Origin of the sequence: Mesorhizobium sp. M1328, from assembly GCF_040318075.1 — a bacterium.
Taxonomy (GTDB): domain Bacteria; phylum Pseudomonadota; class Alphaproteobacteria; order Rhizobiales; family Rhizobiaceae; genus Mesorhizobium.
On sequence record NZ_JAMYLO010000002.1, the window covers coordinates 269,462 to 292,593 of the forward strand.

Here is a 23,132-nt window from a genome sequence, read left to right on the forward strand (position 1 = left end):
CAGGCAGCTAAACTCTCCCGGGATGCCAACTCCCCGGGAAGAAAGGGCGGTGCAGCAATGCGCCGCTCTTTTTTGCTGGTGGGCAAGGCTTGCTATCCGGCGAGCAGGTAGCCGAAACGGTCGACCTCGTCGGCCGTGGTCGCGAAGCTGGTGACGAAGCGATAGAGCGCTTCGTCCTCGCCAATATGGCCGTCGTAGCCGAGCGGCCTGTGCCAGTCGTGGAAGGCCGCGCCTGCCGCTTGCATTCTTTCGGCGTCGGCCTTTTTCATGACCGCGAAGACCTCGTTCGCCTGCGGCAGCCAGGCCAGCCGGGCCGAAGGGGAATCTTCTATCGCCGCGGCAAGCCGTGCCGCCATCGCATTGGCGTGCCGTGCCGTGTCGAGCCATAGCCCACCCCTGAAATAGGCATCGAATTGCGCGGCGATGAAGCGCGATTTCGAGAACAGCTGGGCCGCGCGCTTGCGCAAAAAGGCCAATTCCTTGGCTCGCTCGAGGTCGAACAGCACGATCGCCTCGGCGCACCAACAGCCATTCTTGGTGCCGCCGAAGGAGAGGATGTCGACACCGTGCTTCCAGGTCATTTCGGCCGGCGTCGTTTCCAGCGCGACGAGCGCATTGGCAAAGCGGGCCCCGTCCATGTGCAGCGGCAATCCCCGCTGCTTTGCGATCGCCGAAATCCTGGCGATTTCGTTCAGCGTGTAGACGGTGCCAACCTCGGTCGACTGCGTGATCGAAACCGCCATCGGCCGCCCGGAATGGACGTTTTCGGGTGCGAAACGGTCCACCGCACGTTCCAGATTGCCGGCATCGATCTTGCCGAGTGCGCCTTCGACTGTATAAAGCCGCGAACCGCCGGTGAAATATTCCGGTGCACCGCATTCGTCCTCGATGACGTGCGATTCGCGATGGCAGAAGGAAATGCCGCCTGGCTTGTTATAGGCAGTCAGCGACAGCGAATTGGCAGCGGTGCCGGTGGCGAGGAAAAACACCGCGACTTCGCATTCGAAGATTTCATTGAAGCGCTGGTAAACTGCCTTGTCGAGGAAGCCGTCGCCATACGCGGTGGAGAAGCCGTCGGCATGGGCCGAGAGGCCGGCAGCGATACGGGGATGGGCGCCTGCCCAATTGTCGGAAGCGAAAATCATGCGTCTGCCTATGCTGGGGAAAATCGGTGCGAGCTTGGCCGCTTTCGCACGCCGGCCGCAAGTGGCAGATGCAGAAAATCCGCTAAAGCCAGCGAAAGCCTGACCGTAGACGCAGCGACGGAAGGTTACGCTGTGACCGCGTTCCGCGCAATTTTCTGTCGCGAAAGCTTCAAGAATTTTGTGAATCGGTCTTGTGTGCATCCAAAATTTCTGTCATAAAAATTTAGGACAGTAGTGCTGTCTTATTTTGTCGCACAAAACTGGCCGCATTGGCATATGATTGCGCCTCTGCGGCAATTGCCGCGAGCGATAGCTAGACAGCCTGGCTCTGGCCTGTACGAATACCATATGCGAACCATGCGGAAAGCCGCACGGTCGGCAAGAATTTCGCAAGACGTGCCGCAAGATTGAAAGGGGAGCCACGCGCTTCCCGACGGAAACCAGCGCCCGAAGGGGACGGAACGGAGGACAGGACGATGATGGACATGACGCCATCTGCGACGAAGGCCGCGCAGACGAAAGCGGCAGCCGTCAAAAATCCGTCCCTGACCAATATTGGGCGAACCAGCACCGGCTATGCCGCGCACGGCCTCTACGATCCGCGCAACGAGCATGATGCCTGCGGCGTCGGCTTCATCGTCAACATGAAGGGCGTAAAGTCGCACCAGATTGTCGAGGACGGCCTTGCCGTGCTCGAAAACCTGACGCATCGCGGCGCCGTCGGCGCCGATCCGCTGATGGGCGACGGCGCCGGCGTGCTGGTGCAACTGCCGGACCGTTTCTTCCGCGAGGAGATGGCCAAGCAAGGGGTCGAACTGCCGAAGCCTGGCCACTACGCCGTCGGCCATGTATTCATGCCGCGCGACCCGGAGCTGCAGGCGCATATCGAAGGCATCATCGCCGAGGTTGCGCAGCTCGAAGGCCAGCCGCTGCTCGGTTTTCGCGACGTGCCGGTCGATAATTCGTCGCTGTCCAAGGCGCCCGACATCGCCGCTTCCGAGCCGGTGCACCGGCAGGTGTTCCTGGGCCGCGGCGCCGAGATCGAGAACGACGACGATTACGAGCGGCGGCTCTACATCCTGCGCAAGGTCATTTCCGGCCGTATCCACGAGGAGACCAAAGGCGTCGACAACGGCTTCTATGTCGTCTCGATGTCGTCGCGGACCATCGTCTACAAGGGCATGTTCCTGGCCTATCAGGTCGGCGCCTACTACAAGGACCTCACCGACCCGCGTTTCGAGACGGCGCTGATCCTGGTCCACCAGCGCTTCTCGACCAACACGTTCCCGTCGTGGAAGCTGGCGCATCCCTACCGCATGGTCGCCCACAATGGCGAGATCAACACGCTGCGCGGCAACGTCAACTGGATGGCGGCACGGCAGGCCTCGGTCGATTCCGAACTGTTCGGCAACGACATCTCGAAGCTATGGCCGATCTCCTATGAAGGGCAGTCGGACACCGCCTGCTTCGACAATGCGCTCGAATTCTTGACGCAGGGCGGCTATTCGCTCGCCCATGCCATGATGATGCTGATCCCGGAAGCCTGGGCCGGCAACAAGCTGATGGGTCAGGACCGCAAGGCCTTCTACGAGTATCACGCAGCCCTGATGGAGCCGTGGGACGGGCCGGCGGCGGTTGCCTTCACCGACGGCCGCCAGATCGGCGCCACGCTCGATCGCAATGGGCTGCGGCCGGCGCGCTACATCGTCACCGACGACGACCGCGTCATTATGGCCTCGGAAGCCGGCGTGCTGCCGGTGCCAGAGGAAAGGATCGTCAAGAAGTGGCGGCTGCAGCCCGGCCGCATGCTGCTGATCGACCTGGACAAGGGCCGCATCGTTTCCGACGAGGAGATCAAGTCGGAGATTGCGACCAGGCACCCGTACAAGAGCTGGCTCGCCAACACCCAGCTCATCCTCGAGGATCTGAACCCGGTCGAGCCGCGCGCCCTGCGCAGGGATGTCTCACTGCTCGACCGCCAGCAGGCGTTCGGCTACACCCAGGAAGACACCAAGCTGTTGATGTCGCCGATGGCGACCACCGGGCAGGAGGCGGTCGGCTCGATGGGCACCGACACGCCGATATCGGCAATGTCGGACAGATCGAAGCTGCTCTACACCTATTTCAAGCAGAACTTCGCACAGGTCACCAACCCGCCGATCGACCCGATTCGCGAGGAACTGGTGATGAGCCTCGTCTCCTTCATCGGGCCGCGGCCCAACATCTTTGATCTTGTCGGCACTTCGCGCCGCAAGCGGCTCGAAGTGCGCCAGCCGATCCTGACCAATGGCGATCTGGAGAAGCTGCGCTCGGTCGGTCACACCGAGGACCGTTTCGACACCAAGACGATCGACATCACCTATGCTTCGAATGAAGGCGCGGCCGGCATGCTGGGCGCCATCGACCGGCTGTGCGAGCGCGCCGAGGCGGCGGTCGCCGGCGGCTACAACATCATCATCCTGTCGGACCGTCAGCTCGGGCCGGACCGCATCGCCATTCCGGCGCTGCTGGCAACGGCGGCCGTGCATCATCATTTGATCCGGAAGGGATTGCGCACCTCGGTTGGGCTCGTCGTGGAATCCGGCGAGCCGCGCGAGGTGCATCATTTCTGCTGTCTCGCCGGCTACGGCGCCGAGGCGATCAATCCCTATCTCGCTTTCGACACGCTGCTCGATATGCACAAGCGTGGCGAATTGCCGGCGGAGGTCGATGCCTACGAGGTCGTCTCCCGCTACATCAAGTCAATCGGCAAGGGCATCCTCAAGGTGATGTCCAAGATGGGCATCTCCACCTACCAGTCCTATTGCGGTGCGCAGATCTTTGATGCCATCGGGCTGAAGTCGGACTTCGTGCAGAAGTACTTCACCGGCACGGCGACGCTGATCGAAGGCGTCGGGCTGGACGAGATCGCCGCCGAAACGGTCAGCCGCCACACCGACGGCTTCGGCAACGACCCGGTGCTGCGCAACAGCCTCGAGGTCGGCGGCGAATACATGTTCCGCATGCGCGGCGAGGCCCACATCTGGTCGCCCGACGCAGTGGCGACCTTGCAGCACGCCGTGCGCCAAGGCTCGTGGGAAACGTTCAAGGACTATTCCGCCCAGATCGACAGCGAGACGGCACAGGCGCAGACCATTCGCGGCCTGTTCAAGATCAGGCTGGCGCAAGAGACCGGGCGCAAGAAGGTCAAGCTCGACGAGGTGATGCCGGCCGCCGATATCGTCAAGCGCTTCTCGACCGGGGCGATGTCCTTCGGCTCGATCTCAAGGGAAGCGCACACGACACTGGCGCGCGCCATGAACGCCATCGGCGGCAAGTCGAACACCGGCGAGGGCGGCGAAGAGGCCGACCGCTATCTGCCACTGCCGGGCGGCGGGAAGAACCCCGAACGCTCGGCGATCAAGCAGGTCGCTTCGGGCCGCTTTGGCGTCACGGCGGAATATCTGGTCAATTCCGACATGATGCAGATCAAGGTCGCGCAAGGGGCGAAGCCCGGCGAGGGCGGCCAGCTGCCGGGCCACAAGGTCGATGCGACCATAGCCAAGGTCAGGCATTCGACGCCGGGCGTCGGCCTGATCTCGCCGCCGCCGCATCATGACATCTATTCGATCGAGGATCTGGCGCAGCTCATCTACGATCTGAAGAACGTCAATCCGGCGGCCGATGTATCGGTCAAGCTGGTCTCGGAAGTCGGCGTCGGCACAGTTGCGGCCGGCGTTGCCAAGGCGCGTGCCGACCACATCACCATATCAGGCTATGACGGCGGCACCGGCGCCTCGCCGCTGACCTCGCTCAAGCATGCCGGCAGCCCGTGGGAGATGGGCCTTGCCGAGACGCACCAGACGCTGGTGCTCAACGGTCTCAGGTCGCGCGTCGCGCTGCAGGTCGATGGCGGCCTGCGCACCGGGCGTGACGTCATCATCGGCGCACTGCTCGGCGCCGACGAGTTCGGCTTCTCGACCGCGCCGTTGATCGCGGCCGGCTGCATCATGATGCGCAAGTGCCATCTCAACACCTGCCCGGTCGGCGTCGCGACACAGGACCCGGTGCTGCGCAAGCGCTTCAAGGGCACGCCCGAGCACGTCATCAACTTCTTCTTCTATGTGGCGGAAGAGGTGCGGGCGCTGCTTGCCGAGATGGGCCATACCCATCTCGACCAGATCATCGGCGACACCGACCTTCTGGAAAAGCGCGAGCTGATCCAGCACTGGAAGGCGCGCGGGCTCGACTTCAGCAAGATGTTCTACAAGCCTGATGCGCCGCACGAGGCGGTGCACTGGACCGAGCGGCAGAAGCATCCGATCGACGACGTGCTCGACCGCAAGCTGATCGAACTGGCAAAGCCGGCGCTCGAAGCCAGGCAGCCGGTCAGTATCGAACTGCCGATCCGCAACGTCGACCGTTCGACGGGCGCCATGCTGTCGGGCGAGGTGGCAAAGCGCTTCAAGCACAAGGGCCTGCGCGAGGACACGATCTCGGTGAAGCTCACCGGCACGGCCGGCCAGTCCTTTGGCGCCTTCCTGGCGCGCGGCGTCTCGTTCGAACTGGTGGGCGCTGCCAACGACTATGTCGGCAAGGGCCTGTCGGGCGGCCGCATCGTCATTCGCCCGCCGGAGAACACGAAAATCGTTGCTGCCGAGTCCATTATTGTCGGCAATACCGTGCTCTACGGCGCAACCGAGGGCGAGGCCTATTTCTGCGGCGTCGCCGGCGAGCGTTTTGCCGTGCGCAATTCGGGTGTCGCCGCCGTCGTTGAAGGCGTCGGCGACCATGGTTGCGAATACATGACCGGCGGTATCGTCGTCGTCATCGGCCAGACCGGCCGCAACTTCGCCGCCGGCATGTCGGGCGGCGTCGCCTATGTGCTCGACGAGGCGGGCGATTTCGCCGAGCGCTGCAACATGGCGATGGTCGAGCTGGAGCCGGTTCCGGAAGAGGACGACCTTATGGAAAAGCTGCTCCACCATGGCGGCGATCTCGACCACAAGGGCCGTGTCGACGTATCCGGCGATATGACCAGCCACGACGAGGAGCGGCTCTACCAGCTGATCTCCAACCACGTCCACTACACTGGCTCGGTACGAGGTCGCGAAATCCTCGACGACTGGACAACTTTCCGGCCGAAATTCCGGAAGATCATGCCGGTCGAGTACCGCCGCGCGCTGATCGAGATGGAACGGATGCGCATGAACGTGGCGGCGGAATAGATTTGGAAATTGCCGGGAGGCCATGCGTCCCGGCAACCATCTTCATCAACAATCCTGACCTCGGACTGAAGGTTGCCACGGCTGCCTTATGAGGTTAACGGGTGCGTCGCCAGGCGTGCCTTCCAGACAGCAGGGACTGGACTATGGGCAAGGTAACAGGGTTTCTCGAGATCGACCGGCAGGTGCACAAGTACCAGCCGGCTTCCGACCGCATCCGGCATTTCCGCGAGTTCACGCTGCCGATGTCGGACAAGGAGGTCGAGAAGCAGGCCGCGCGCTGTATGGATTGCGGCATTCCGTATTGCCATGGACCGACCGGCTGCCCGATCCACAATCAGATCCCGGACTGGAACGACCTCGTCTACAATGGCGACTGGGACAACGCGATCCGCAACCTGCATTCGACGAACAATTTTCCGGAATTCACCGGCCGCATCTGTCCGGCACCTTGCGAGGAAGCCTGCACGCTGAATCTCGAGGACATTCCGGTCGCCATCAAGACGATCGAGCAGGCGATTGCCGACAAGGCCTATGAAACCGGCCATATCCGGCCCTATCCGCCGGAACGGAAGACCGGCAAGCGCGTCGCGGTCATCGGCTCGGGGCCGGCGGGAATGGCCGCTGCCCAGCAACTCGGTCGTGCCGGCCATGACGTTCACGTCTATGAGCGCGAGAGCCGGCCGGGCGGGCTGATGCGCTACGGCATCCCCGATTTCAAGATCGAGAAGCATTATATCGACCGGCGCATCGAGCAGATGCAGGGCGAAGGTGTCAGCTTCCATTGTGGCGTCAATGTCGGCGTCGACAAGCCGGTCGCCGAACTGCTCGCCGAATATGACGCGGTCCTCTATTGCGGCGGTTCCGAAACACCGCGTCCGGCCAACATCCCGGGCGATGATCTCGACGGCGTGCACGACGCCATGCCCTATTTGGTGCAGCAGAACAAGCGCATAGGCGGCGAGCCGATCCAGTCGGTCGCATGGCCGTCCCGCCCAATCGTCGCCGGCGGCCAGCATGTCGTCGTCGTCGGCGGCGGCGACACTGCCTCCGACTGCGTCGGCACTGCCTTCCGCCAGGGCGCGGTGCGCGTCACCCAGCTCGACATCCGGCCGCAGCCGCCGGAAAAGGAAGACAAGCTGTCGGTCTGGCCCTACTGGGCGACCAAGATGCGCACCTCGTCCTCGCAGGCCGAAGGCGCCGAGCGCGAATTCCAGGTGGCGACGCTCGAATTCATCGGCGAAGACGGCCAGCTGACCGGGGTCAAATGCTGCGAGGTCGACGAAAAGCGCAAGCCGATCGCCGGCACCGAATTCGTTATCCGCGCCGATCTCGCGTTCATCGCCATCGGCTTTGCCGGGCCAGCCGCTCGAGGGCCGGTGTCGGAGCTCGACGGGCAGATGACGATCGTCACCGACAGCCGCCGTTCGAAGAATGTCGAGGCCAATGATCGGGATTACAGGACCAGCGTCGAAAGGCTCTATGCGGCGGGCGACGTGCGGCGCGGCCAGTCGCTGGTCGTCTGGGCGATCCGCGAGGGCCGCCAGGCGGCGCGCGCCATCGACGAGGCGCTGATGGGATCGAGCGTGCTGCCGCGTTGAGTCCGTTCCGAAGAGGTTCTGCTTACTGCCGGATCGCCGTCGTCGTGTCGGATGCGGCCGCCGTCGCAGGCTGTGTCTTCGGCGGCCAGGAGAAATCGTCGGCACGGCCCGGTGAGGCGTCGGGCGCCTTGCCCTCGACGATCAGCCTTTCGCCCGGCAAATTCTTGTCAGCTTTTGCCGGCGGGGCGGCGCCGAGAAGTTCCGAACCGCCGTCCAGCGCCGGATCGCTGAGCAGCATCGGCACGGTGCGATCGACCGCTATCGGTGCGGCAGCAGGTGCCGGCGCCTCGACGGGAGCGCCGGCCGGGGCAGAAGCTGTCATCACGCTTCCCGGCGCGGCCAGCCCAAGGATCTTCATCAGCGGCTTTTCGGTATAGAAGGCGAGCTTGCGCTTGCCGGCCTTCGACATGTTGATGCCGTCGTCGGAGCGCAGGCGCACCGATTGGCCGTTGATGTCCGGACCGCTGGTGATGAAGGCGCCGTTCTCGTCGACGAACCCGTCCCAGACGTCGACGAATTCGCCGCCGTGGCTTTCGGCGGACGAGCGGAATATGTCGTTGAAGGCCAGCATGTCGGAGGTCATCTTCGAGACCCGGATGGCCGGCATGCCGACCCACAGATACGGCACCTTGGTTGCGGCGATGGCCTTGCCGAACGCATCGGTCCGGCGCTCGTATTCCTTGGTCCAGTTTTCGGATCGCGGCTGCTCGCGCACATCGCCGACGCGCATCTGCTGTCGGTCGTTGGATCCGAGCATGACGACGACGGCTGCCGGTTTTTCGGCAGCGATCAGCGACTTGACCTGTTCTGGCCAGTTGTAGACATCGTCACGCACGAAGCCGGACGATCCGTTGGCACGGACGACGATCCTGACGCCGGTGTTCTCGGCAAAGGCGGCGTCGAGCCCCTCAGCCAGCCCAGACGCCATGAAATCGCCGACCACCAGAACGACGCGTGCATCCGGCGCCTTCTCGGCCACCGGGGTTGTCGGTTCGGCCGGCGGCGGCCGGCGACCGGACCGGGGCTTCCTCAGCTTGGGTCTGGGCTTTGTTCTCTGGAATTCTCTCTGGAATTCGGGCGGCGGCTGCTCAAACCGCTCGCTTCTGCGCGGAAACAACAGGTCGCGCAGCGACCAGCCACGACTTTCCGGCTCCTGCGCCATGGCCGAGGTATGAAAGGCACTGGCGGCGCCGACTGCCAGAACGGCGATCGCCAGAACGAGGATCGGCACGCGACGAACGATTAACCGGATGCGCGCAGCCGAAACCAATCACCCTCTCCATCCCGTAACCGGCTCTAGTTCTGCCTGAGCCATTTGAGCACTTCCTTGCTCGGATACCCGTCCTGGGTCAAGCCGGCCTTTGCCTGGAAGGCCATGATGGCGGTTTTCGATCCGTCACCGATCTTGCCGTCGAACTTGCCGTCGTAATAGCCGTGCTCGGAAAGTCGCTTCTGAAGCTCCTGCCTTTCCTCGAAGGAGAGCCTGGTAAACGGGCGCTTCCAGTCCTGCACAAGCCCGCCATAGCCGGCGATTTCGTCGGCAAGAAGGCCCACGGCGAGCGCATATTTGTCGGCATTGTTGTAACGCTTGATGACCGAGAAATTCTTGATCATCAGGAAGGCTGGCCCGCCGCGGCCGCCGGGCAGCTTCAACGTCGCCTTGTCCGCACCGTTCTTGAACGGCTTGCCGTTGGCACGGGTGACGCCCAGCGCCTGCCATTGCGACAGCGATTTCGAGCCCCCAGGCAGCTTCTTGCCGTCCGGAATGCTGACCTCATAACCCCAAGTCTTGCCTGCCTGCCAGCCGTTCTTCCGCAGCAAATTGGCGGCTGTCGCCAGTGCGTCGGGAATCGAATTCCAGATGTCGCGCTTGCCGTTGCCGTCCATATCGACCGCATAGGACAGGTAGCTGGTGGGGATGAACTGGGTATGGCCCATCGCGCCGGCCCATGAGCCGCTGAGATGGCTTTCGTCGATGTCGCCGGTCTGCAGGATCTTCAGCGCGGCGATCAACTGGGTGCGGGCAAATTTCGCGCGCTTCGGGTCTGCATAACCAAGCGTCGCCAGCGAGCGCACGACACTGCGCATGATATCATCGCGCTTGAGCGTTTCGCCGTAGTTCGATTCCATCGACCAGATGGCCAGCAGGATGTAGCGGTCGACGCCGTATCTTGCCTCGATCCTGTCCAGCCAAGGCTTCCATTTCCTTGCCATCTGCTGGCCGACGGCGACCGACTGGTCATGGACGCGGTTGTCGAAATAATCCCAGGCGGGCGCGGTGAATTCGGGTTGAGTACGGGCCTTTTCCAGCACCACCGGGTCAGCGTCGTTGATGCCCTTGAATGCCTGGTCGTAGACGGAGCCGGAAACGCCGCTCGCCACGGCGGTAGCACGGAAGCTGGCGACCCATTGGCGGAAGCCGGCATCGGCAAAAGCCGGCCCGCTGGGCATGAGCAAGGCAAGCGAGAGGCTGGCGGCCGTCAGGACGCTGGTGAAGCGCCTTGCGGCGTTGCGAACGGACATCTTTTCCTCCTTCTTCATCTCAGGAAGACTATTCATCGCCGAACCCGGTTAGCATTTGGTTTACCATAGGTGCCGTCCGGGGTGAAAAGATGCGTCAATGCTTTACCAACTGAGATTTCTGACCCGCCGTTCAGTAATCCTCGATTTCGGCATGAAAATGTCTCGAATCGGGATTGCCGAACAGGCATGCAAATGGATAATTGGCACATGAAGAGAGTTCGCAAGGCAGTGTTCCCGGTTGCCGGTCTCGGCACGCGCTTTCTCCCCGCTACCAAGGCCATTCCCAAGGAAATGCTGACGGTCGTCGACAGGCCGGTCATCCAGTATGTGGTCGATGAGGCCCGCGATGCGGGGATCGAGCATTTCATCTTCGTGACCGGCCGCAACAAGGCGGTCATCGAGGATCACTTCGATGTCCAGTTCGAGCTCTACGACACGCTTGCGCAGCGCGGCAAGGACGACCAGCTCGCCCGCCTGCAGCGGCTGCAGCCGGCGCCGGGGCAGACCAGCTTCACCCGCCAGCAGGTACCGCTCGGCCTTGGTCACGCCGTCTGGTGCGCGCGCGAGCTTGTCGGCGACGAGCCCTTTGCGCTGCTGTTACCCGACATGATCATGCAGTCGGAAAAAAGCTGCATGAAGGACATGGTCGAGCTTTACGCCGAGACCGGCAACAACATCGTCGCCGTGCAGGAATGCGATCCGGCCGAGGCGCACAAATACGGCATTGTCGGCCGCGGCGAGGACGCGCATCACGGTTTCCGCATCACCGGCATGGTGGAAAAGCCGAAGACCGGCACGGCGCAGTCGAACCTCTACATCAACGGGCGCTACATCCTGCAGCCGGAGATATTCAAGATACTCGAAGGTCAGGAAAAAGGCGCCGGCAACGAGATCCAGCTCACCGATGCAATGCTGAAGCTGCAGAAGCAACAGCCCTTCTACGGCTACCACTACCGCGGGCGGACGTTCGACTGCGGCTCGCCCGAAGGCTTCGTCGAGGCCAACGTTGCCTTCGCACTGTGGCGCAGCGACATGAATGCCAGCATGGCCGGTGTCATTCGCACGCTTCTGGACGAACTCGCGCCGTCAGAACGCCGCGGCGTAGCCTTGTAGTTTTCAACACCGGCTGCCGCAGACCGGCTAAAGCGCGCCGCGTTCGACCGACCTCATGCGACGCGCATTAGGTTCTTGTTTTATGAATGTCGTTATCGCAAAACCGCTGCACACTTTTGCGCGACATGCGTTTAGCGCTGCAACTTCAAGCCGACGAAGATACTGTTGGCCGTGTAGTCGCGCCCAACCAGGTTGCTGGTCAGTTTTTCAGTCCTGGCGCGGGTGGTGAGCCCGGTGTAGCGGTTCAGCCACCACGTCAGCCCAGCCTCGGCGCTCAGCGTCAAATCATGATCGTCGGAGCCGGTATAGTCGCGCCATTCAAGGCCGAGTGCGGCATTTCCGGTCAGGTTGGCGCGGATTTGCCGCTCGCCCGTGAGGCTGCCGGAATAGAGCATGTCGCCGCTTTCGCCCGCGTTCGTCGTGTTCTCGGCGGTCGTCTGTGCGGTGAGCCCGATCGTGGTGCCGCGTTCCGGCGACCATTTGAGATCGGCATTGACCGTCGCGCCCGAAATCGCCGGCAGGGCGTCGTCGTCGATGGCTTCGCGCAGCCAGCCGACCGAGAACTCGCCGCTAAGCTTTTCGCGGAGATCGAGCTCGACGCCGGCCCGCGCGCCAAGCCTGGTCGAGGAGCGCTGGAAACCGTTTGGATCGACTCGCAAATCATAAGCGCGCCGGCCGATCTCGATTTCGGTGAACGGGGTGATGGCAGGCGAGATCTCGTAACCGGTGCGCAAAATGGCCGTGTAGAGCGTCGAGTCGCGGCCCTTCTGCGACAGCGATCCGCCCGACGAAAGCTTGGCGTCGCCAAAGATGTCGTGCTCGACCGCGCCGGTCAGCGCGAAGCGCATCTTGCCGGCATCCTTCTCGACGGCGAGACTGCCGTTCACGGTCTGGCGCACTGGCTGCCCAACGGCACCGACGATGGCGTCCGGCGACGAGGCTGATTCGGGCACGGCCTCATAGCCCAGCTTGGCGATGGCGCGCAGATCATTGTCGAGATCGATGTTGAGCGTGCCGTCGACGCGGCCTTGCGCCTCGTGAATGTCATAGCCGGACAAGGTTTCGCGGAAGATGCCATAGCCCTCAACCGTCGCCGAATTCTCCCGCCAATCGGAGACGGCGTTGAAGCGTAGCGTCGTTTCCGACAGCAATGCCGGCTTGCCGAGGCTGCTCGAATCGGCGTTTGTCGAAGACGTCAGGCCTTGCTCGAGCGTCGGCCGGATCACGAAGGAGCCGAGCTCGATGCCTGTGGCGGCGAACGGATCGTCCTCGTTCTTTTTGTTCTGGCCTTCGATGGCTTCGGTGCGCTCGGCGCCGGGGTCGAGCTTGAGCCTCTCGGCGGAATCGACGGTGACGGCACGGCGGTTGACCGTATCCTGCTCGTCTATGGCAGCTGTATCGGTGTCATCGGTCGTCGCCGCGCCTGCAGTCGCGGTTCCCTTGCTCTTCGTACTGTCCGCGGTCTCGTCTTCGGCGTTGGCCGCATTGGTGGCGCGTTGCGTTGCGCTTGGCCGCCGTCGCGGCGGCGGAGCAGGGTTGTCGGGAAATGGGTCGCCGCTGGCCTCTGGCGGATCGAAAGTGCCGCCGGTTGTGGCCGCTTCGCCCGTGCCGTCGTCAGGCAAGGCCCCCGGACTGGCCGGACGATAGGTAGGCAGCGGCGTATTGTCGTTGGCGGTTGCAGCAGCCTGCGCGGCCTGGGTTCCAGCCATGCTCGATTGCCTGATCTTGTACTGCTGGTCGTCCAGGATTGTCGATTCCGAAACCTCGCCGCGCAGCTCGGTTTCCTGGGCGCAAAGCAGCGCCGGCCGCGACAACGCAAGGACACTGGTTGCCAGCAGCAAAGCGCAGATCGCCTTGCCCTTTCGTCCCATTTTGCTTTGAGGCTGAAACCCGGACATCGGCACCACTGCTTGCGCGGCGCACGCGCGCCATACTTACGAAACCGTAAATGGGGATGGTTAACGGAGCGTTGAGGGATGGGCCGTCAAGGTGTTCGGGGCGGCAATTCCGTTGGACAGGCGCGCGCCGAAGCGCTAATCGCATCGTCCATGGACGTGAAATCCCCAGACAGGAAGCGGCACGACGGGCAGGCCGCGATTGCCTCGGCGCTGAGAACGGTGGCGACGGAGCAGGCCGGCGTCGCGGCACTGGCAGACGCTCTCGAAAACGGGCTGGCCGAGCCGTTCGCACGGGCCGTCGACATGGTGTCGCAGATCGATGGCCGCGTCATCGTCACCGGGGTCGGCAAAAGCGGCCATATCGGCTCGAAGATCGCCGCGACGCTCGCCTCGACCGGCACGCCGGCCTTCTTCGTCCACCCTGCCGAAGCCAATCACGGCGACCTCGGCATGATCGCCAGGAACGACGCTATCGTCGCCCTGTCGTGGTCGGGGGAAAGCCTCGAGCTCAAAGGCATCATCGCCTATTCGAGGCGCTTCTCGATCCCGCTGGTCGCGGTCACTGCGGGCGAAAAATCGGCTCTGGCGCGCGCAGCGGACGTGGTGCTTCTGCTGCCGCGAGCCCCGGAAGCCTGTCCGCACGGCCTTGCGCCGACGACCTCGACGCTGCTGCAAATGGTGATGGGCGATGCGCTGGCCATCGCGCTGCTCGAGGCACGCGGCTTCACCCCGGACCATTTCCGCACGTTCCATCCCGGCGGCCAGCTCGGAGCCAACCTGACGCAGATCCGCGAGATCATGCATGTCGGCGACAGGCTGCCGCTGGTGTCGTCAGGTACCGGCATGCGCGAAGCGATCCTGGAATTGTCGCGCAAGGGGTTTGGCTGCGTGGCGGTGACTGGCGCGGACGGCAAGCTGATCGGCATCATCACCGACGGTGACATCAGGCGCCATATCGGCAGCGATCTCCTGGCGATGAGCGTCGATCAGGTGATGACCAGAGAGCCAAAAATGGCCGCGCCCGACACGCTTGTTGCGACGGCGCTGCAGACGATCAACGACTCGGCCATCACCAGCCTAATGGTGGTCGAAGGCAGGCGGCCGATCGGGCTCGTCCATCTGCACGACCTGCTGCGCATCGGTGCTGCCTAGCGGGCTTCTAGACCGCCTCGACCGTCAGTTCCAGGTCGGTATCAGCGGCGCCCGTCACGCGCACCTGCGTGCCGGCCGGCAGGTCAGGGCCGGAGACGCGCCACAACGTGTCGCCCAGCTTGATGCGGCCGCGCCCGTCCTTGATCGGCTCGGCAAGGGTCGCCGTCCGGCCGACCATCTGTGCGCCGCGACGGTTGAGCAGCGGCTGGTCGGTTTCATCATGGCGCCCGCCCACCAGCCGCTTGCCGACATAGGCCGAGACCAGCGACAGCGCGAGGAAGGCGAGGACCTGGACCTGCCAGGTCCAGAAACCGGCATCCCAGATGAGAAGTGAGACGACGCCGATCAACAGCGCGGCAATGCCGATCCACAGCATGAAAATACCCGGCGCGATAACCTCCATAACCAGCAGGACGAAGCCGAGGACCATCCAGCTCCACGGGCCGAGTTCGGAAACAATGCGGTCGAGCATGGCGGCGGCCTCAGGTTTCGCTCGGGCGAACCACCGGCGGGCGGGCGGCCTGTCGTGCGGCGCCGGCGGTGCCTTCGCTCCGGAAAACCTCCTTGGCGATTTCGCCAATGCCGCCGAGCGTGCCGATCAGCGATGAGGCCTCTATCGGCATCAGAACGAGCTTGCTGTTTGTCGCCGAGCCGATCTTGGTCAGCGCTTCGGTGTATTTCAGCGCGACGAAGTAGTTGAGCGCCTGCACGTCGCCCTTGGAGATCGCCTCCGACACCACCTGCGTGGCGCGTGCTTCAGCCTCGGCCGAGCGCTCGCGCGCCTCGGCGTCGCGGAAGGCGGCTTCCTTGCGGCCCTCGGCCTCCAGAATCTGCGATTGCTTGAGGCCTTCGGCGGCGAGGATCTGGGCGCGCTTATTGCGCTCGGCCATCATCTGGCGGCCCATCGATTCGACGAGATTGGCCGGTGGGTTGATGTCCTTGATCTCGACACGAGTAATCTTGATGCCCCAGGGATGCGCCGCCTCGTCAACGACCCGCAGCAGGCGCTCGTTGATGGCGTCGCGGTTCGACAAAAGTTCGTCGAGGTCCATCGAGCCCATCACGGTGCGGATGTTGGTCATCGTGAGATTGAGAATCGCATTCTGCAGGCCGGAGACCTGGTAGGCGGCCTGCGCCGCGTTGAGCACCTGATAGAAGGCGATACCATCGACGGCAACGGTGGCATTGTCGCGGGTGATGATCTCCTGCGTCGGAACGTCGAGAACCTGCTCCATCATGTTCATCTTGGCGCCGACACGGTCGACGAAAGGCACGATCAGATTTAGGCCTGGGTTCAATGTCCTGGTGTAACGGCCAAAGCGTTCGACGGTATAATTATAGCCTTGCGGAATTGTCCGGATGCCCTTGAAAAGCACCAGGACGACAAGGGCGACAAGAACAAGAAGCGCGATATCAAAACCACTGAAACCCATTTGGCTCTCCCCTCAAAAGCCGGCCATGTTGGACATTCCACGCGGCCGACTTGACCAAACACTTAAGTGTGTTTCAGCAACGTTACAATCAGGTGATCACGGATTGCAGGTGCATGGACGGGTGATCTGTTCAGGCCCAGCCGGACAACTCGCGCCGCACCATCGCCTCGATCACCGCCATGCCCTCGGCACTGTCGTTGAGGCAAGGGATGTGTGCGAACTTTTCACCGCCGGCATGGTGGAAGGTCTCGGCCGCTTCCCTGCCGATTTCGTCCAGCGTCTCGATGCAGTCGACGGAAAATCCCGGATTGACGATGGCGATCGATTTCACGCCTTCGCGCCCTAGTCTTTCGACCGTCTTGTCGGTGTAGGGCTGCAGCCATTCCTGCGCGCCGAAGCGCGACTGAAAGGTTGTGATCAGCTTCTTTTCATCCCAGCCGAGCTTTTCGCGCAGCAGCCGCGTCGTCTCGAGGCAATGGGCTTGGTAGGGGTCGCCCTTGTCGGAATAGGGTTTCGGAATGCCGTGATAGGAAGCGATGACAATTTCCGGTTCGAAGTCGAGGCTCGCCAGATGCTTTTCGATCGAACGGGCGAGCGCCTCGATATAGGCCGGCTCGTTGTAATAGGGCGGCACGCTGCGAATGGCCGGGGCGCGGCGCATCTTCATCAGCGCGCGAAACAGTTGGTCGTTGGCAGTCGCAGTCGTCGTCGCCGAATATTGCGGATAGAGCGGGAAAGACAGGACGCGGTCGCAGCCTTGCTCGACCAGTCTGTTGGCCACGCTCTCGGTCGAAGGGTTGCCGTAGCGCATCGCCCAGTCGACGACGACGTTGGGTAAATCGCCGAGCGCAAGCCCGAGCTTCTCGGCCTGGGCACGGGTGTAGGTTCGCAGCGGCGACTCGTTGCGCTCCCGGTTCCATATCCTGGCATAGTTGGCGCCCGATTTCTTCGGCCGGGTGGTGAGGACCACGCCATAGAGGATCGGATACCAGATCGCCTTGTTGAGCTCGATGACGCGCGGATCGGACAGGAACTCCCGGAGGTAGCGCCACATCGGCTTGAAGCCGGTGCCGTCCGGGGTGCCGAGATTGATCAGCATGACACCGACCTTGCCGGTCCTGACCAGAGGGCGCCCTGCCGACGGCGAGGCGGTGGTCCTCTCGGCTTTGATTTCAGCAGGGCTGGCACGCGTCATGAGGTTCTCCAACACCGCGAACCAACGGTGCCGCGGCGAAAGTAGCGATGCCGCGCCGGTTTTCAAATGCAGCGTCTGGCCGCACCTTATCCCAGAAATGCAGCACCCGCCCGGTTTGCCGGGCGGGTGCATTGCGTTCATGCGGCCGGATTACTTCGAGGCCGCCGGGATAGTCAAGGTTGCGCCGACCGGCAGCCGGCGTGGCTCGTAGGCTTTGTTGGCATCGTAGATCATTTTCCATTTGGTGCCGTCGCCATAGGCCTTCACCGCGAGATCCCAATAGGTATCGCCGGCGACGATTACATGGCTGCTTTCGGCTGGTGCCGTCGCAGCCGGCTCGGCAGGTTTTGCCGGCTCACTTGGGGCTGGCTGACTCGGGGCAGGCGCTGTCTCGGCGGGCTTGGCCGGTTCGGCCGGAGCAGGGGTCGCCGGAGCCGGTGTGGCCGGAGCCGCAGGTGCCGCCGGCTGGGCCGGCTCGGCGGGTGCGGGTGTTGCCGGCGCGGTTTCCGCCGGGACGGCCGGCGGCGTTTTGGAAATGTCGCCGGAGCCGGCCGGCATTTCGGGCATTGCCGGCTCAGCAGGCTTTATCGGCGCTGCCTCAGCAGGTTTTGGCGGTTCGGCCGGGTTGGCAGGTTCTGCGGTCGGGGCTCCGGTCGCGGCGATCTCGGTGATGCGGCCATCGAGCTTCGGCGTATAGGGCCGGTGCGCGCCGAGGTAATCGGCAACGACCTGTTCCAGCCCCGGGCCGTAATCATAGGCGTTCTTGGCCTTCTCGGCGAACACCTTGTAGCCGTCGCCGCCCTGGCGGACATAGTTGTTGGTGGCGACCAGGTAGTCCTTCTCCGGTTTGATCGGCGTCCAGGCGCCGCCTTCCATCACCTCGACCGATTTGACGCGTCCGTTAGGCGGCGCCGATTTGTCGAACGCATATTTCAGGCCGGCAACCTGCGGGAAGCGCCCGGCGCCGTCCTCGACCTGGCTGAGGCCGCTTTCGAGGCCGGCAACCAGATCCTTACCGGAGATCTGGAAGGTCGCCAGCGTGTTCTGAAACGGCAGGACGGTGAGAACCTCGCCCATGGTGACGGTGCCCTGGTCGATCGAGGCGCGCAAGCCGCCACCATTCGAGATGACGATCTCTACACCCTGGCCCTTGACCCGGTCGAGGACGGCGTCGGAGACCAGATTGCCCATCTCGCATTCGCGGGCGCGGCAGTTTTCGCGGCTGCCGTCGATCGCCTTGGTGGTCTCGGCGACTTCCTTGTTCTTCAAAGCCTCGATCGGCGCGCCGAGTTCCTTGATACGGGCAAGCACGGCGGGGTCGGGAATGATCGATTTGTCGAGATGGATAGGATCGCCGCTGGCCTCCTTGACGACGCCGTTGTCGTCGAACACGACCTTGAACTCGCCGAGATATTTCGAATAGGACGCCGCCTGCACGACCGGCACTTTGTAGCCGTCCGGATTGTCGACCATCGTCGGATAAGGGCCTTCCGCCTTGGGGTCGGTGTTGGAAAGCAGCGAATGGCTGTGGCCGCCGACCACCACGTCGACGCCCGGGATCTTGGCGATCACGTCGCGCTCGCGCTTGTAGCCGATATGGGTGACCGCGATGATTTTGTTGACGCCCTCTCCCTTCAGTTTCTCGACCTCAGCGGTGATCGACTTGACGTCGTCTTCAATGGCGATGTTCGGGCCAGGGGAGGCAAGCTCCGGCGTGTCGTTGGTGACCGCGCCGACGATGCCGATCTTCTGGCCGCCGACCTCGACCACGATCGACGGCTTGACGCGGTCGCCGAGCTTGGATTGCGCATTGGCCTTCACGTTGGCGCCGAGCACCGGAAACTGGATCATGTCGAGAAACGGCGCCAGCGCCGACTCGCCATCGTCGAACTCATGGTTGCCGACCACCTCGGCATCGAATTTCATCTGGTTGAGGAATTCGCCTTCGGTCTTACCCTTGTAGGTCGTGTAGAAGAGCGAGCCCTGGAAATTGTCGCCGGCGCTGAGCAGCAGCACGTTCTGGCCTTGCAGCTTCTTGCGCTCCTGGGCGATCGCGGTGACCAGGCGGCCGGCGCCGCCGACGCATTCGCCCTTGGTCTCCTCCTCGGCCGAGCAGGTCGATTCATACTTGTTGTTGCTCTCGATGCGGCTGTGCCAGTCGTTGATGTGCAGGATGTTCAGCGTGTAGTCGGCAAAGGATACCCCTGCCGACAGGCCAAGCGCCGATGCCGACAGCGCGGCGATGGCAGCGATCTTCTTCATTCTCGTCTCCCGGATAACTGGACCAGACGCGTTTAACGCTCTTGTTTGACTGGGATGTAACAGCCCTCTCGGGCCATGTTCACATCGCGTTTCAGTCGATGCAAGCGGAAATCGGCATCAGCTTTGCCGGCGCAAGAAGACGGCGGCTTGAAGCCGCCGCCCTTTGCAAAGTCAAGTCGGAATCGAATTTCAGGTGCGCCTGGTCAGCACAAAATTCTGCCCGCTCGCGCTGGTGCAATTGAGCTGGCTGGTGGAGACCATCAAGCAGTTGAAGCTGATCGGCGTCTGGCGGATCAGCGAAGTGCCATGGATCTCGACTGAGGTGCCGCCGGTCATGGTGTAGCTGCCATCGGCAAGCTTCTGGCCGGTATCGGTGGCGACGGTCGCGAAGCTGCCGCCCCTGAAGGTGGACAAGCCCGTGCCCTGCGCGTCGATCCAGGAGCCTTCGACCCCTTTGGCCGTGATCACCGGCGGCTCGCCTGGGCCGGTGGTGGTGCAGGCCGCCAACGTGACGGCAGCGGCTGCGGCAACGCCAGCCGAAAGCAACCTTTGCACAATCGTCATCATCAAATTCCTCTCCTCGGTCCGCCCTCTTCAATCGCCCGATTTCCGGGCGATTGCAAGCTGGCGGAGTGTCGAGGCAACGCTGCTATCGAACGAGGATGTTGCGGAATTGCCACGGGTCTTTGGTGTCGAGGTCCTCGGAAAACAGACCAGGCCGATTGTCGAGCGGTGTCCAGTCCGTATAATAGCTCCTGACCGGCCCGAGATATGGGTTCTGCACGTCGAGGCAGCGCTTGTAATCCATCTCGTCGGCTTCGACGATGCCGGCCTCGGGATTTTCCAGCGCCCAGACCATGCCGGCCAGCACCGCCGACGTGACCTGCATGCCGGTGGCGTTCTGGTAGGGCGCCAGCTTGCGCGCCTCGGCCAGCGACAGCTGCGAGCCATACCAGTAGGCGTTCTTGGCGTGGCCGTAGAGCAGCACGCCGAGTTCGTCGATGCCATCGACCAGTTCGTTTTCGTCGAGCACGTGATGCACGGGCTGAGCCTCGCCGGCGGCACCGAACATCTCGTGTAGTGACAGCACGGCGTCGTTGCAGGGATGATAGGCGTAATGGCAGGTCGGCCGGTACTGCACCTTGCCCTTCTTGCTGTGCAAAGTGAAGAAATCGGCAATCGAAATCGCCTCATTATGCGTCACCAGGAAGCCGTATTGCGGACCGGACGTCGGGCACCATGTGCGCACGCGCGTGTTGGCGCCGGGCTGCTCCAGAAAGATTGCGGCCTTCGAGCCGTTCTTGTGCTTTTTGGCGTTCTTCGGCATCCACGTCTCATGCGTGCCCCAACCGAGCTCGGCCGGCTGCAGGCCTTCCGAAATGAAGCCTTCGACCGACCAGGTGTTCCAGAACACGTTCATCGGCTTGGGTTTCTTGGTGCGCTGGGTGTCGCGCTCGGCGATATGGATGCCCTTGACGCCGGCCTTCTTCATCAGCCTGGCCCAACCTTCGCGATCGTGCTGCGCGGGTTCCGAGAAGTCGAGGCCAAGATCTGTGGCGAGGTTGACCAGTGCCTGCTTGACGAACCACGAGACCATGCCGGGATTGGCGCCGCAGCACGAGATCGCCGTGGTGCCGCCCGGGTTCTTTGCGATTTCAGTACGCACCGTCTCGCGCAGCGCATAGTTGGTGCGTGAGGCATTGTCGGCCTTTTCGTCGAAATAGAAGCCGAGCCAGGGCTCGACCACCGTGTCGACGTAGAGGACGCCAAGCTTGCGGCAGAGCTTCATCAGCTCGAGCGAGGAAGTGTCGACCGACAGGTTGACGCAAAAGCCCTGGCCGCCGCCATTGGTCAAAAGCGGTGTCAGCAGCTTCTTGTAGTTCTTTTTGGTCACCGCATCCTGCATGAAGGTGATGCCGCGCTCGTCGAGCAATTTGCGGTCGGTGTCGCGCGGGTCGATGACCGTCATGCGCGACTTGTCGAATTTGAAATGGCGCTCGATCAGCGGCAGCGTTCCCCGTCCGATCGAGCCGAAGCCGATCATCACGACAGGGCCGGTGATCTCACCGTAAACGGGCCAGTTTTCATTCGCCATTTATCGATTACTCCCTCAAAAAACGCTTCGGAACAGCGGCTTGGCCGCGGCGCGACAAACCATAGATCATTGTCACAATAAAGCGAAAAGCGGACGGCCGGCCTCACGCCGCGCCATCCCGGCTACGGCTCGACCAGTCTTGCGAATTCAGGCTTGAAGAGGTCACGTGCCTCGGCGACCGGCAGTTCCAGCAGATCGTCGGCGCAGGCCTGGATGGCATGCGGCAGGGTCTGGAGCCCGAAAACCAGAACCTGCTTGTCACCCTGACGCCAAAGGCTGACCGCCAGATATTCGCCGATGAGATCGTCCATGCCGCATTCGGCTTCGTGATCGATATCGGTCTGATCGGTCGGTTTCTTGCGCCGTTGCTTGACCAAGGAGGCGAGGGAAGGACCGGGCTTGCCATCCACCGTATCCAAGAAAATGTCCTGAAGCCCGAGCAGGACGCCGCGGCGCACATCCATGATGTAGGCGTCCGAATAGTTGGTCGGATGCGCTCCGCCGCAGAAGATGCTGCCGGACTCCCGCCAGCTCATCAGCCGCGGCGTCAGCGAGGTCAATTCGAATGTGCTGTCCTCATAGCCGCCGAGTGTGCCGCCGTCCGCACCCTCAATCGACCCGCCTTCGTTGAAGCCGGCATATTGCGCCGCCACGCAGCCCAGTGCGCCGATGTTTGCGCGCCAGTGCCTGTCTTGCAGCAGAGCATTCGCGGCCTCGATTGGAACGTCGCCGAACAGTTCGACAATGCGCGGCGTGGCAAATTTGGTGCGGGGGTCGACGACATAGCGGTAGGTTGCGTCCGGCCAACCAGTCGTCTTGCCGTTATCGAGCCGAGTGTCCATCCGCAGATAGTCATAAGGGGACGTTTCCATGGTGAGCGGCGTGTCATTGCCGAAGAACTTCATGAAGCTGAAATCGTAGAGATCGAGCGGGCTGCTGGGCTCGTTCTCGGTCACCTGCCGACTTGCGACCCGTTCCAATCTGAGCGGCAGCGCCTTCTTTCCGTTCCAGCTGCCTTCAAGGGTTTTGCCGTTACTCGATGAGGCCAGGCGCCAGACGGCGGCAATCGGCGCGGCCTTTCCGTTATCGCAATTGTCGGCGCCGCATGCCTCCTCCTCGGCCAGTTCGAACTTGCTGCCCTTTTGAGACCGGGCCTGCAGCGGGATGTCGACGCCCTTCGAGCGGTAGAAATAACGGCCGGCCAGCGGGCCGCCGGCGGCCGCGGGGTCGCCGGCGAATTCGACGACGATATCGCTCTTTCCAAGCTTGCCGGCATACGTCACCGGCTCCGCCTCGGCTGCTGTCAACAGTCCCAGGATCGCGGCCATGAACGTGACCGGCCTGCCAAGATGCTGGATCATTGTTCCCCCAAGCCACAAGTTACAGTTGTCTTCCGCCGGCAGTCACGGTCGGCTGTCAGGCCCTTATAGTCAAGTTGTGCCTCGTCCAGTGCCAGACGCTGCTCAGAGAAAAGACGCTGCGAGCGCCGCCCCTGGTGCGGATGGCGCGCC

15 protein-coding genes are annotated in these 23,132 nt (G+C 62.9%); 4 read left to right on the forward strand and 11 right to left on the reverse strand.

All coding sequences use genetic code 11. The features are described 5' to 3' along the window. Window positions 1–92: 92 nt before the first annotated feature. The gene (locus tag NKH23_RS05885; RefSeq protein WP_352713545.1) at window positions 93–1,145 is read right to left on the reverse strand and encodes a threonine aldolase family protein; all 1,053 of its coding nucleotides are present in this window, start codon (window positions 1,143–1,145) and stop codon (window positions 93–95) included. Between the two features lie 476 nt (window positions 1,146–1,621). Between NKH23_RS05885 and gltB the strand changes: the two genes are divergently transcribed. Both gltB and NKH23_RS05895 read left to right on the forward strand, forming a co-directional pair. After that, a complete protein-coding gene (gene gltB / locus NKH23_RS05890) occupies window positions 1,622–6,352 on the forward strand; it encodes a glutamate synthase large subunit (protein WP_352713543.1) in 4,731 nt (1,576 codons plus the stop codon). A 143-nt stretch (window positions 6,353–6,495) separates the two neighbouring features. Continuing rightward, complete coding sequence (locus NKH23_RS05895; RefSeq protein WP_353025100.1) at window positions 6,496–7,950, forward strand: glutamate synthase subunit beta; 1,455 nt, start codon at window positions 6,496–6,498, stop codon at window positions 7,948–7,950. A 22-nt stretch (window positions 7,951–7,972) separates the two neighbouring features. Here the strand turns inward: NKH23_RS05895 and NKH23_RS05900 are convergent, their stop codons facing one another. Together NKH23_RS05900 and NKH23_RS05905 are read right to left on the reverse strand one after the other, a co-directional pair. Next, complete coding sequence (locus NKH23_RS05900; protein ID WP_352910750.1) at window positions 7,973–9,220, reverse strand: SGNH/GDSL hydrolase family protein; 1,248 nt, start codon at window positions 9,218–9,220, stop codon at window positions 7,973–7,975. 26 nt (window positions 9,221–9,246) lie between these two features. Then, a complete protein-coding gene (locus NKH23_RS05905) occupies window positions 9,247–10,473 on the reverse strand; it encodes a lytic murein transglycosylase (RefSeq protein ID WP_352910752.1) in 1,227 nt (408 codons plus the stop codon). 207 nt (window positions 10,474–10,680) lie between these two features. Here NKH23_RS05905 and galU point away from each other — a divergent pair, with 207 nt between their 5' ends. Then, window positions 10,681–11,586 (forward strand): UTP--glucose-1-phosphate uridylyltransferase GalU, encoded by a 906-nt coding sequence (galU, locus tag NKH23_RS05910; protein ID WP_352713532.1) that lies wholly within the window; start codon window positions 10,681–10,683, stop codon window positions 11,584–11,586. Window positions 11,587–11,717: 131 nt separating this feature from the next. Here galU and NKH23_RS05915 read toward each other — a convergent pair whose 3' ends face one another. Beyond that, on the reverse strand, window positions 11,718–13,457 hold the full coding sequence (locus NKH23_RS05915; protein WP_502909097.1) for an outer membrane beta-barrel protein: 1,740 nt from the start codon (window positions 13,455–13,457) through the stop codon (window positions 11,718–11,720). A 177-nt stretch (window positions 13,458–13,634) separates the two neighbouring features. Here NKH23_RS05915 and NKH23_RS05920 point away from each other — a divergent pair, with 177 nt between their 5' ends. Beyond that, window positions 13,635–14,636, forward strand: a complete 1,002-nt coding sequence (locus tag NKH23_RS05920) for a KpsF/GutQ family sugar-phosphate isomerase (RefSeq protein WP_292664673.1) — start codon at window positions 13,635–13,637, stop codon at window positions 14,634–14,636. Between the two features lie 7 nt (window positions 14,637–14,643). Here the strand turns inward: NKH23_RS05920 and NKH23_RS05925 are convergent, their stop codons facing one another. From NKH23_RS05925 to NKH23_RS05955, 7 genes are all read right to left on the reverse strand, one after another. Beyond that, the gene (locus NKH23_RS05925) at window positions 14,644–15,108 is read right to left on the reverse strand and encodes an NfeD family protein (RefSeq protein ID WP_352454064.1); all 465 of its coding nucleotides are present in this window, start codon (window positions 15,106–15,108) and stop codon (window positions 14,644–14,646) included. Window positions 15,109–15,118: 10 nt separating this feature from the next. Further along, window positions 15,119–16,069, reverse strand: a complete 951-nt coding sequence (locus NKH23_RS05930) for an SPFH domain-containing protein (protein ID WP_352713527.1) — start codon at window positions 16,067–16,069, stop codon at window positions 15,119–15,121. Window positions 16,070–16,199: 130 nt separating this feature from the next. After that, complete coding sequence (gene hemH / locus NKH23_RS05935; protein ID WP_352665513.1) at window positions 16,200–17,264, reverse strand: ferrochelatase; 1,065 nt, start codon at window positions 17,262–17,264, stop codon at window positions 16,200–16,202. Between the two features lie 150 nt (window positions 17,265–17,414). Continuing rightward, on the reverse strand, window positions 17,415–19,526 hold the full coding sequence (locus tag NKH23_RS05940; RefSeq protein WP_352665512.1) for a 5'-nucleotidase C-terminal domain-containing protein: 2,112 nt from the start codon (window positions 19,524–19,526) through the stop codon (window positions 17,415–17,417). Window positions 19,527–19,715: 189 nt separating this feature from the next. After that, a complete protein-coding gene (gene omp10, locus NKH23_RS05945; RefSeq protein WP_352665656.1) occupies window positions 19,716–20,090 on the reverse strand; it encodes an outer membrane lipoprotein Omp10 in 375 nt (124 codons plus the stop codon). Window positions 20,091–20,175: 85 nt separating this feature from the next. After that, complete coding sequence (locus NKH23_RS05950) at window positions 20,176–21,621, reverse strand: homospermidine synthase (protein ID WP_352465847.1); 1,446 nt, start codon at window positions 21,619–21,621, stop codon at window positions 20,176–20,178. A gap of 122 nt (window positions 21,622–21,743) precedes the next feature. Next, a complete protein-coding gene (locus NKH23_RS05955; protein WP_352910756.1) occupies window positions 21,744–22,982 on the reverse strand; it encodes a hypothetical protein in 1,239 nt (412 codons plus the stop codon). Window positions 22,983–23,132: the final 150 nt, after the last annotated feature.